The organism is Stenotrophomonas sp. TWI1149 (assembly GCF_039673155.1).
Taxonomy (GTDB): Bacteria; Pseudomonadota; Gammaproteobacteria; order Xanthomonadales; family Xanthomonadaceae; genus Stenotrophomonas; species Stenotrophomonas maltophilia_AA.
This window is the reverse complement of sequence record NZ_JBDJLB010000016.1, coordinates 60,788-71,715: the sequence shown is the minus strand read 5'-3', so window position 1 is coordinate 71,715 and position 10,928 is coordinate 60,788. Positions and strand designations below refer to the sequence as shown.

The following is a 10,928-nucleotide window of genomic DNA, read 5'->3' as shown; positions in this document are numbered from 1 at the left end:
ATCAACCCTCAACTACCGTTGCACCCAGAGACCTGAGCTTGTCTGCGAAGTCGACATAACCCCGAGAAATCTGCCAGGCGTCGGTGATCACCGTCTCGCCCTCTGCAGCAAGACCGCAGAGTGCAAGCGCGGCACCGGCGCGAAGGTCAAGTGCACGAACCTCAGCACCGCGAAGACCGCCGCCTTTACCGTCGATGCGCAGCATGTCGCCGTCGACGGAGAAATTCAGGCCCATTTTCCCCATCTCCTCCGCGTAGGCATAGCGGCCCGGGAAGCGAAGGTCGACGATCTTGGATTCACCGCGCGCCTTGGCAGCCCAGGCGGCGAGAATCGGCTGGACGTCCGAGTTGATACCCGGATGCGGACCAGTGCTGATCTCAATGGGATAGCAGGCTCCACCACGAACGATCAGTGAATCCTCGCCCTGATAGAGCTTTGCGCCGGCTGCACGAAGATGGGCAAGCACCACCTCGAGATCGGCGTAAGGGAATTTGGCGATCTCGATATCACCGCCCGTGATCACTGCAGCCGCCAGCCAGGTAACGGCCTCCATGTTGTCCGCGATGACGCTGTGCTCGCACCCACCAAGGGCGTCGACGCCCTTGATCTCAATATGCTCCTGTCCGAAGACGGTGATCTGCGCGCCCATCTTTCGAAGCATGGCGATCAGGTCAAGGATTTCCGGACGGATATGCGGGTTCCAGACGCGGGTAGTGCCCCGAGCCAGAGTGCCCGCGATGATCGCGTTCTCGGTTGCACCGGTCGAGCGCATGGGCAGGTGGATATCGGCACCCACCAGGCCGCCAGGGGCTTCGGCACGCAGATAGGCGCCATCGTCCCATACCCGCGCCCCCAGGCGCTCCAGCAGCATGACGTGGAGGTCATACTTCCGCTCGCCCAATTGGCAGCCACCAGGCAGGGGAACGCTACCGACGCCGAGGCGCGCGGTCAGCGCACCAAGGATCAGGAGCGTATTGCGGATCGAACGGCCCTCCCATTCCAGCTGACTACGTACACTCGAGGACTCAGTGATACGGACTGACGTGGCGGACGCATTCTCGACGTTCTTGCCGAGTACGCGGAGCATCTCTACGTGGACCTGGGTGTCCAGAAGACCGGCCGGATAACCATTGAGCACGATCTCCTCGGAGCTCAGCAGCGAAGCCGCAAGCAGGCGGAGAGCGGAGTTCTTGGCGCCCGCCAACGAAACGCGGCCTTCCAGCTTGGCCCGCGAAACAGTGAGAGTGGATCCTTCAGACATGTGTAGAAAACTCCATGATTGCGATTCAAAAGTAATTTATTCAGATAATCCGTGCGGGCACACCGACAGCGGTGGCTCCATCTGGTACGTCGCGGGTTACCACCGCGTTTGCACCGATCACGCATCTCTTACCGATCTTGATCTTTCCGACGACCACCGCACCGGCGAAGATGACGCTGTCATCCCCGACCTCGGGATAGTTGTCACTTGTCCAGTCTCCAACGCGCGCGCCGCCGAGGGTGACGTTTTGATAGATGACCACCCTTTCCCCGAGCCTCACGCCGTCGCCAATGACGATACCCACAGGGTGCTTCAGCTCAACGGACGCCGGAACGACAGCTTTGCTTGAGACGAACACGCCGTGCTTTCGCTGCAGGCGCGCCGCGACAAGGCGCCCCAGCCGTTTCATTCCGCGACGACGAAGTGCGCCCATCACGCGCAGATGCAATTGCACCCTCGGGGATGCGCCACCCAAGAGAAGCGACAACAGTTTCATAGATTCTCCAGTCATCGATCGTCTTCGGATCGGCCGATCATCCGCCCCGCCTGAGTATGTGCTCCCTTCCTGACGATCAGGAGAACCAGGGCACTGGCCAGGGAATAGAACACGAACAAGAATGCGGATACGACGCCAACAAACATCTCAGCGGCAGGCTCAATGTGTTTGGCTGCAACGTAAATACCGACCAGCCCCAGTGTCCGCGCAAGGTTTATGAAAAGAAACAGGCGCTGCGAGCGAAGCAGATTCAGAACCTGCATCAACGGAGCGGAGGTGAGCTGCATCAACACAAACGGCGCGAGCAGCTCGGCAAACCTTCCAGCCGTTGCCCAGTTCGGGCCGAAGGCAATGGTGAACAGCCACTCACCCGCGAAGAAGAGAACTGCGGAAAATGGAATGCCGACGAGGAACAGCCTCTTCTGAACCGACATCGTCAACTGATGTATGCGCCGCCCCGAACCCGGGGCGAGACGTGCGATCTCACCGTAGAAGGCCTGACCCACTGCCTGACCGATGAGACTGACCGGAAGGGTCAACGCCATCAGTGCCAAGCCGAGCTGACCAGTCAGAGTCGGCCCATACAGGGCCGCCATGAAGACCAGCGGAGCCTGCATTGAAAAAGCCAGCAGCAGCTGTGAGACAAGCCGGTAGCCCGGAAAGCCGACGTAGTATTTCGCGACCCACCACATGGTCCGGATCCGGACGAATCTCGCATTTCGTGCGAAATCGGCCCGGAATGATCGTACGAAAGTACCGACCCCTGCTCCCTGGGACACCAGATGGCCGAGGATCAAGCCAAACGGCTTGATACCAAGCAAGCCGAAGCCGATCTTCACCAGTTCGCCGAACAGGGACTGAGTGAACTTGGTTACCGCAATGACGTGATAGTTTCGCCGGCGCGTTGCCCACATGCTCAGGAGCTCGTACGCGGACATGGCGAATGCACCTGCCACGATCATCCACCACCAGGGCGTCAACGTTTCCATCGACATCCACTTGAACAGTCTTTCGCCTGCAAAATAGAGCACGCACGCCAATGCACTCGTGGTGACGATCTTCAGCACGAACGAAAGGACGAGCAGGTTCAGCGCAGTACCGTCCCGCCGCGGGAGCGGGACTGCCAGCGCATAGCGCAATGACAGAATCGGGGCGAGGATGGTCACCATCGAGACGTATACCGCCAGGACGCCATGGTCGGTCGGCGAGTAGATCCGCGCCAGAATCGGCATCGCCAGGATACCGATGACGCGCGCCAAGACGGTGCCCACCAGGAGCTTGACGACACCCTGCCATAGCGCGCCCTCTGTCAGTCCAGACAAGCGCTTGCGGATTCTAGAAAGGACCATTTTCACGCTACTGCTCTCTCGATGGCCCGGAAACTAGGAGGATGTTGCAGACCCGAAGCCATGCACTGGCTCGGCCTTGCGCCCGCGTACGGGGCCGCGCGCGAGGCCACCCGATTCAACCCGCCGCGATTGCAGAAATGACACGTTCAGTCGGACCCGAAGATATCGCGGCTGTAGACCTTATCCAGACAGTCGGAGATTTCTTCAGTAACGCGATTGGCGACGATCACGTCACAGAGACGCTTGAACTCTTCCAGATCAGCGACCACCCGCGAGCTGAAGAACTCGGAACAGGTGAGGACGGGCTCGTAAACCAGTACTTCGACACCCTTTGCCTTGATCCGCTTCATGACGCCCTGAACGGACGAAGCGCGGAAGTTGTCCGACCCTGCCTTCATGATCAGTCGGTAGATCCCGACGACATTCGGCTTGCGCGCCAGGACTTCATTCGCCACGAAATCCTTTCGCGTCGAGTTCGAGGCGACAATCGCGTGGATCAGGTTCTGCGGAACATCCTGATAGTTCGCAAGCAGCTGCTTGGTGTCCTTGGGCAGGCAATAGCCTCCATACCCAAAGGAAGGATTGTTGTAGTGCGAGCCAATGCGTGGATCCAGCGAAACACCCGCAATGATCTGCCTGGAGTCCAACCCGCGGCATACCGAGTAGGTATCCAGCTCATTGAAGAATGAAACCCGCATGGCCAGATACGTGTTGGCAAAAAGCTTGATGGCTTCAGCTTCTGTCGAGCCGGTGAACAGCGTCGGGACATCGGTGCTGATGGCGCCGGCCTTCAACATGTCGGCGAAGTGTTCAGCGCGCTCAGAAACCTCGCCGACAATGATCCGGCTTGGATGAAGATTGTCGTAGAGCGCCCTGCCCTCCCTGAGGAACTCAGGGGAGAACAGGATGGTGTCGACACCGTACTTCTCCCGGATCCGCTCGGTGTAGCCGACCGGGACCGTGGATTTGATGACCATGACTGCCGTCGGATTGATCGACAGCACGAGCTCGATCACAGATTCAACCGTCGAGGTATTGAAGCAGTTGGTCTGCGGGTCGTAATCCGTCGGCGTGGCAATGATCACATAGTCGGCGCCAGTGTAAGCCTCGACCGGATCAAGAGTAGCGGACAGGTCAAGCTGACGATTCGACAGGTAATCCTGTATCTCGACATCATCGATCGGAGACCGCCTGCGGTTGATCATCTCAACCTTGGCCGAATCAATATCAATGGCCACGACGCGATTGTTCTGCGCGAGCAGAACCGCATTCGACAGCCCGACGTAACCTGTTCCGGCAACGGCGATTTTCATACGAATTCCATGCATCCTGTGAAGTGGAGCTTTGTACTGGACAAGAACCAGTTACTGGGTCGACTTGTATTCGTAGTAGCCGTAGCTGTAATAGCCAACGGCACGTCGCTCGACTGCGTTGAAGATGGCGCCCTTGAGGCGCACGTTGTTCTGCTCGAACCGTTTTTTGGCGAGCGTGAGCTCACGCTGCTGGTTGAGACCGAATCGTGCGACAAGCAGACACGTACCCGCATGGTGCGCAATCACTGCTGCGTCGGTAACCGCAAGAATCGGCGGGGTGTCGATGATAATGATGTCGTACAGTCCCTCGACCTTCTTTATGAGGTTCGTGAAGTTCTCATGCATCAGCAGTTCGGACGGATTGGGCGGCACTTCACCACGCGGGATGAAGTGCAGACCGGGAAGCCCGTCCAGCGTACGGGTCGCATCTTCGACGGAGAGATTACCCACCAGCACATCAGACAAGCCTGGCGTCTGCGTGACCCCGAGGGCCTTGTGCAGGGTGCCCTTGCGCATGTCGGCGTCGATGATGAGCACCTTCTGCCCCGCCTGGGCAATCACTGCGGCGAGATTCGACGAGACGAAGGTCTTGCCGGCATTCGGGCTCGAGCCGGAGATCAGCACCACGTTGTTCTTTGCCTCCAGTCGCGCAAAGTGCAGACTGGTTCTGAGGCTTCGAACCGCCTCGATCGCGAGATCCGCAGGATCGTTGACTGCCAGAAGGTGGACCTTCCCGTCGCCCTTGAAGCTTCCGCGCACCGAATCGTTCTTCTGCGTCACGCTTGTGGGAATGGACGCGTAGACCGGCAGGCCCAGCTCTTCGATCTGAGCCGGGTCTTCAATGCCGCGATTGATCATCTGACGCAGGAGGATCAGGCCAATGGACAGGAAGCCGCCGACGAGCGTGCCAATCAGCACGATCATCAACTTCTTCGGCTTGACCGGACTGGTGTCGTCCACCGCGGCGGAATCCACGATGCGCACGTTACCCACGGTGCCGGCTCGAGCCACGTCCAACTGCTGGGCCTGACCCAGCAGAGACGTGTACATCTCATTGCTCACCTGCAGATCCCGGGTGAGTTTGAGCAGCTCCTGCTGCGCATCCGGCAAACGCTTTACTTCGTTCTGGAATCCAGATTTGCGGCCTTCCAACTCGCCAATCTGGCGCATCAGGGCCTGGTAGGCAGGATGGTCACGCGTGAATTTCCTGTCCATCTCCGCCTGCTGAAGGCGCAACTGCTGGATGCTGGTTTCGACAGCGACCTCCTGGTCCAGCAGCCCCTTGGTCTGAAGCGTGAGGTCTACGGAGTTTGCCTTGGTCTGATACTGGCTGAGCGAGGTCTGTGCCTGATCCACCTGGCGCCTGACATTGGGCAGCTGCTCCTTCACAAAGGCCAGCTGCGCCGTCGCTTCCGCAGAGTTTCGCTCTACGTTCTGGCGGACATAGGCATTGGCAACCTGCTGCAGGAAGCTCTGAGCCAGCAGCGGGTCGGCGTTCTCGTAGCCGAGGCGCAGGATGCCTGCATCCTTGCCCGACTCCGATGCGGTCACTTCTTTCTGAAGACCGCTGACCACGCTCAGATGACGCAGCTTGGTCACTGCAAATCTCGCCCCCTCATTGGCGCGCAGCGTGGCGACCTGCATCTGGATGCCAGCGCCCTCCGCAACTGCGCCGACTTTCCCCTCCAGCAGCTTGTTTCCGTCCTCATCCAACAGCTGGTAGGTCTCCGACGGACCCGCGATGAGGGTCATCTCTGAACTGATCAACCGCTCCGGGACTTTGAGCTGGAACACATCCAGGCGCTCACCACCCCAGCCGAAGCGATTCATGCCAAGCCAAGGTGCGGCGACAGCATCCAACCCCTTCGCGTCAAAACGTCGCGCAATCGAAGCACCGATGAGCGGGAAGCGATTCGGCTCAACCTGTACATCCAGGTGCAGATTATCCACGGCAGCCCCGATGACGGAGCGCGAGGTAATCAATGCGATTTCGGTTGTGGCCTCTGCGGAACGCCCCGACATACCAAGCGACTGGGTGAAATTGGCGAGGCCAGGCAGCGACGGCATCTTCGATTCCACCTGGACGACGGCATCGGCGCGATAGATCGGCGTTGCCAGCAAGGCATAGGCGACGGACGCGGCAAAGAACGCACCGGTAATGCCGGCGATCCACCACTTGTGATCAAGCAGCGTGCCCAGGAGCTGCCGCAGGTCGATTTCATCGGCGGCCTCTTGGCCTGGGTTGGAGCGGGAATCGATGCTTGTCATGTGCCTTGATTCAATATCAAAAAGGGAATGCGGCGCCGCGGTACGGCACGAGGCAGATCAGAGGTAACGCGTCCAGCTCTCCACGCCTTCAGCCATCAGCTTGTAGACGTGTTCGAAGGCCGGTCGCTGCTGGCGGTAGGGATCGGGGATGTCTCGGTCGTCCTGCCATTTGCCCAGCAGGAAGGTCTTTCCAGAAGCTTCCGGCGCCTGCTCGGTGATGCGCTTGACGTGCTTGCGCTCCATGGTCAGCACCAGGTCGGCAGCGGACAGAATGGCAGGGCTGATCTGTCGCGCACGATGGGCCGTGCCGTCCAGGCCATGCTCGACGAGCAGCGCCTGGGCAGTGGCATCGATGCCATGATTTACCAGCGCCCCCAGTCCGGCCGAGGAAACCTGGATGCCCCGGTCGCCAAGGGCGTCCCGCAGCATGACTTCAGCGGAAGGACTACGGCAGATGTTGCCGACACACACAAAGAGAATATGCTTGAACACAACTTCCAATCCTGATGCATTCCCGTAGGGGAATGTCGTGCACGGCCGGAGTTTCGCCCGCGCGCCCAAACCAACAGGATACCCCAAGGCCCGGACCCGGAGGTCGAGGATCGCCCGCAAGGGCAGGATTTCCCAAGAATTTCTGGATGGCAGCGCGTTCTGAGCGCCTGCGATCGCAGGGAAACGTGACCTAGTACGCGCTTTTCTGTCCGAGCACCTTGGCGACGGTCATGACAATGATGGCCATGTCCAGGCCCGGGCTCCAGCGCCGGATGTAATCGATGTCGTACTGCACGCGCTTCTTCATCGACCGCAGCTCCGGGGTCTCGCCCCGCAACCCGTGCACCTGGGCCCACCCGGTGATGCCGGGTTTGACGTAATGGCGATGCATGTAACGCTCGATCAGGCGCTCGTAGTGGTTGTTGTGCTGCACCGCATGCGGACGCGGCCCCACGACGGACATGCTGCCGCCCAGGACATTGAAGAACTGGGGCAGTTCATCGAGGCTGGTGCGCCGCAGGAAGGCGCCGAAGCGGGTCACCCGCGGATCGCCACGGGTCGCCTGGACGATCGTGCCGGCCGACTCCTGGTGCACCTTCATGGAGCGGAACTTGAGCATCCAGAATTCCTTGCCGCCCTGCCCGTGCCGGCGCTGGCGGAACAGCACGGGACCCGGGGAGCTGAGCTTGACCCCGATGGCCAGCACCAGGAACAGCGGCATCAGTGCCAGCACGGCGATACCGGCCACCACGAGGTCTTCCACCCGCTTGGCCACCATGTAGTTGCCCTTGGCCAGCCCCTGCCGGAGATTGATGACCGGAACCGGGCCGATCTGCTCGACGGTGGGGTTGAGCATGCTGAAGCCATGGATGTCGGGCACCAGCTTGACCGGCACCGGGTAGCGCTCGAGCAGCTTGAGCAGCTTCTTGACTTCGCCGGTATCGGACAGCGGCAGCGACACCCACACCTGCTCGATGTTGTGGTGATTCGCGCTCAGGTAGGTGTCCAGCGCGTCCAGGGCACCCAGCTTGCGCGGCTTGTCGCTGTGCCGGGGCGTGGGAATATCCTCGTGCGAAGCGAAGTAGCCGATGATCTCGATGCCACTGCCGTTGTGGGCCTTGAGATGCCGGTGCAGCTTCAGCACAGGGGCCCGAAGGCCGACCACGACCACCCGCTGCCGGTCGATGCCCTTGGCCCGCAGCACATGCATGCGTGCGCGCACCACGATCCGCCACCCGACCAGTCCCGTATAGCCTAGGACGAACCAGGTCAGCAGCCAGGGAACCGGGACGCTGTCGCTCGAACCGACCACCAGCGCATGGGTGGCGAACAGGGAGAAGACACCCGTCCACACCAGCAGCAGCAGTCCCACGCAGCGCAGGAAGGGCCGGCTGCGCCATTGGCGATACAGCGGCGAGAGCGAGAAGCACAGCAGACCGTAGAGCAGCAGCAGCCCGATGATCGAGCGCTCATGCGGGCTGATCGCCACCATGCCGAAATGGATGACATAGGCCACCGCGGCTGCCAGCATCGCGATGACCAGATCACCTGCCTTGAAGAGCGCATCCAGCGCAGCCTTCGCTTCCAGCGTACGGTGCAGGAACGTCTTTCCGTCCTGCACGCCGCCCAACGATCCATGTAACAAAAGCACTCTCCTGAGACGGTATTACGGCGCGAGGCGGGCAAGAACCCTGGATAGGTGGATGAATGTGCGTCAATTTTATACCACACAGCTGTCGCTATCGGAACTTTTTTCACGCGCAACCCACTGAATAAGCTGGAACTCCTGCGCATTCACTCGGATAACATCGACTGGGCTACCGTGCGTGGCACATCCATTGCATCCTGCTCCCTGCTCACGGACATCCCATGGCCAAAGCGCCGCTTGACCTGACCACCGGCCCCATCGGCCGCAATCTGATCCTGTTCGCCCTGCCGATCCTGGCCGGCAACATCGCCCAGTCGATGAACGGCTCGGTGAACGCGATCTGGGTCGGCCGCTTCCTGGGCGAGGCAGCGCTGACCGCCACGGCGAACGCCAACAACATCATGTTCTTCCTGATCGGCTCGGTATTCGGGATCGGCATGGCCGCCTCGATCCTGATCGGGCAGTCGATGGGCGCACGCGACCTTCCCCAGGCCCGGCGCGTGATGGGGACCAGTGCGACCTTCTTCATCGGGCTGTCGGTCGTGATCGCGATTGCCGGCTGGTGGCTGTCGCACCCGCTGCTGGCGGCGATGGGCACACCGGCGGAGTCGCTGCCGCTGGCCGAGGCCTACCTGCGCATCATCTTCCTGGCGATGCCGACGCTGTACGCCTTCGCCTTCCTGAGCTCGGCGCTGCGCGGCGTCGGCGACTCACGCACCCCGTTCCGTTTCCTGCTGCTCTCGGTGGTGCTGGATATCGGCTTCAACCCGCTGCTGATCTTCGGCATCGGCCCCTTCCCGCAGCTTGGCATCGCCGGCGCGGCCTGGGCCACGCTGATCGCGCAGACCCTCTCGCTGCTCGGCCTGCTCTGGTACATGCGCAACAAGCGCCATGTGCTGTGGCTGGGGCGCAAGGACATGGCACTGTTCAAGATCGATGGCGAGATCCTGCGCGCACTGGTGGTCAAGGGCGTGCCGATGGGCCTGCAGATGGTGCTGATCTCGCTGTCGATGATCCTGATGATGACCATGGTCAACAGCTACGGCACCGACACCGCCGCCGCGTATGGCGCCTCACTGCAGCTGTGGACGTACGTGCAGATGCCGGCGATGGCGATCGGCGCGGCGTGTTCGACCATGGCCGCACAGAACGTGGGTGCGCAGCGCTGGGACCGCGTGCGCGGCACCGCGCGCAGCGGCGTGCTCTACAACTTCCTGCTGACCGGCGTGCTGATCCTGCCGCTGATCCTGCTCGACCGCTACACGCTGGCGCTGTTCCTGCCTGAGGGCAGCCAGGCGCTGGAAGTGGCCCGCCACCTCAACCACATCGCGGTGTGGTCGTTCCTGTTCTTCGGCGTGAACTTCGTCATTTCCGGCGTGGTGCGCTCGACCGGCGCGGTGATTCCGCCGCTGCTGATCCTGGCCGCCTCGCTGTGGGGCATCCGCGTGCCGTTCGCCGAACTGCTGCAGGACCGCTGGGGCGCCGATGCGGTGTGGTGGAGTTTCCCGGTCAGCTCGTTCTGCGCGATGCTGATGTCGCTGGCGTATTACCGCTGGGGCGGCTGGCGCAAGGCGCGCATGCTGCCCAGCCATCACGAGGAACTGGCCGCGCCGGCCGAGGTCCCCGCTTCACCCCCCTCGCCCGTGGCGGACCCGAATCCGACCACGCCGCTCCAGCCCGCCGCGGCAGGCAGCGGACGGCGGGATTAGGCCGCGGGGCCCCGCAGCAGGGTCTTCCAGTCGGGCAGTGGGTAGCGGCGCCGCTGGTGCTGCATGAGCAGCGCCATGAGCAGGCCGAACAACAGACCGGCGGCGACGGCACTGCCGACGGTGATGCTCAGCGTGAGCGGGCCGAGGTCGAGCACCAGCCCCATCAGCGCGCGCCACAGCACACCCCACAGCAGCCCGAACAGCCCGCCCATCACGAACAGGTTGGCACTGAAGCTGGCAAGCAGCGGCGGCGGCACGCGCAGCCCCATGCGCCACAGCAGCCGGTGCATCGGCGGCCCGCGCAGCGCGGGTGGCACGTTGGCGTCGGCCATGGCCTTCAGGGCGTTGCGAACATCAGCGGGATAACGGTCCATGTGCTTCTCCATCACGAG

9 protein-coding genes are annotated in these 10,928 nt (G+C 61.6%); 1 reads left to right on the top strand and 8 read right to left on the bottom strand.

Annotation, left to right across the window (positions count from 1 at the left end; all coding sequences use genetic code 11):
• Position 1 precedes the first annotated feature (1 nt).
• From ABE424_RS17130 to ABE424_RS17100, 7 genes are all read right to left on the bottom strand, one after another.
• Complete coding sequence (locus ABE424_RS17130) at positions 2-1,261, bottom strand: UDP-N-acetylglucosamine 1-carboxyvinyltransferase (RefSeq protein WP_346492054.1); 1,260 nt, start codon at positions 1,259-1,261, stop codon at positions 2-4.
• 40 nt (positions 1,262-1,301) lie between these two features.
• Positions 1,302-1,757 (bottom strand): DapH/DapD/GlmU-related protein, encoded by a 456-nt coding sequence (locus tag ABE424_RS17125; protein ID WP_346492053.1) that lies wholly within the window; start codon positions 1,755-1,757, stop codon positions 1,302-1,304.
• An 11-nt stretch (positions 1,758-1,768) separates the two neighbouring features.
• Positions 1,769-3,106 carry a lipopolysaccharide biosynthesis protein gene (locus ABE424_RS17120; protein ID WP_346492109.1) on the bottom strand — a complete coding sequence of 446 codons (1,338 nt, stop codon included), beginning with the start codon at positions 3,104-3,106 and terminating at the stop codon, positions 1,769-1,771.
• A 146-nt stretch (positions 3,107-3,252) separates the two neighbouring features.
• The gene (locus ABE424_RS17115; RefSeq protein ID WP_346492052.1) at positions 3,253-4,419 is read right to left on the bottom strand and encodes a nucleotide sugar dehydrogenase; all 1,167 of its coding nucleotides are present in this window, start codon (positions 4,417-4,419) and stop codon (positions 3,253-3,255) included.
• A gap of 51 nt (positions 4,420-4,470) precedes the next feature.
• Entirely contained in the window at positions 4,471-6,687 is a 2,217-nt protein-coding gene (locus ABE424_RS17110) for a polysaccharide biosynthesis tyrosine autokinase (protein WP_346492051.1), read from the bottom strand.
• 57 nt (positions 6,688-6,744) lie between these two features.
• Positions 6,745-7,179, bottom strand: a complete 435-nt coding sequence (locus tag ABE424_RS17105) for a low molecular weight protein-tyrosine-phosphatase (RefSeq protein ID WP_346479592.1) — start codon at positions 7,177-7,179, stop codon at positions 6,745-6,747.
• Between the two features lie 190 nt (positions 7,180-7,369).
• Positions 7,370-8,800, bottom strand: a complete 1,431-nt coding sequence (locus tag ABE424_RS17100; RefSeq protein WP_346492050.1) for an undecaprenyl-phosphate glucose phosphotransferase — start codon at positions 8,798-8,800, stop codon at positions 7,370-7,372.
• 248 nt (positions 8,801-9,048) lie between these two features.
• Here ABE424_RS17100 and ABE424_RS17095 point away from each other — a divergent pair, with 248 nt between their 5' ends.
• Positions 9,049-10,536: an MATE family efflux transporter gene (locus ABE424_RS17095; RefSeq protein ID WP_346492049.1), complete on the top strand. Its 1,488-nt coding sequence runs from the start codon at positions 9,049-9,051 to the stop codon at positions 10,534-10,536.
• On the opposite strand, the gene ABE424_RS17090 is transcribed toward ABE424_RS17095, so the two are convergent.
• On the bottom strand, positions 10,533-10,910 hold the full coding sequence (locus tag ABE424_RS17090; protein ID WP_346492048.1) for a DUF6404 family protein: 378 nt from the start codon (positions 10,908-10,910) through the stop codon (positions 10,533-10,535). The genes ABE424_RS17095 and ABE424_RS17090 overlap by 4 nt on opposite strands.
• Positions 10,911-10,928: the final 18 nt, after the last annotated feature.

What these genes read in the sequence shown, in the direction of transcription:
- ABE424_RS17110 (WP_346492051.1), bottom strand. Translation starts at nt 6,687, where the DNA reads ATGACAAGCATCGATTCCCGCTCCAACCCAGGCCAAGAGGCCGCCGAT.
- ABE424_RS17090 (WP_346492048.1), bottom strand. Translation starts at nt 10,910, where the DNA reads ATGGACCGTTATCCCGCTGATGTTCGCAACGCCCTGAAGGCCATGGCC.
- ABE424_RS17115 (WP_346492052.1), bottom strand. Translation starts at nt 4,419, where the DNA reads ATGAAAATCGCCGTTGCCGGAACAGGTTACGTCGGGCTGTCGAATGCG.
- ABE424_RS17130 (WP_346492054.1), bottom strand. Translation starts at nt 1,261, where the DNA reads ATGTCTGAAGGATCCACTCTCACTGTTTCGCGGGCCAAGCTGGAAGGC.
- ABE424_RS17120 (WP_346492109.1), bottom strand. Translation starts at nt 3,106, where the DNA reads ATGGTCCTTTCTAGAATCCGCAAGCGCTTGTCTGGACTGACAGAGGGC.
- ABE424_RS17125 (WP_346492053.1), bottom strand. Translation starts at nt 1,757, where the DNA reads ATGAAACTGTTGTCGCTTCTCTTGGGTGGCGCATCCCCGAGGGTGCAA.
- ABE424_RS17095 (WP_346492049.1), top strand. Translation starts at nt 9,049, where the DNA reads ATGGCCAAAGCGCCGCTTGACCTGACCACCGGCCCCATCGGCCGCAAT.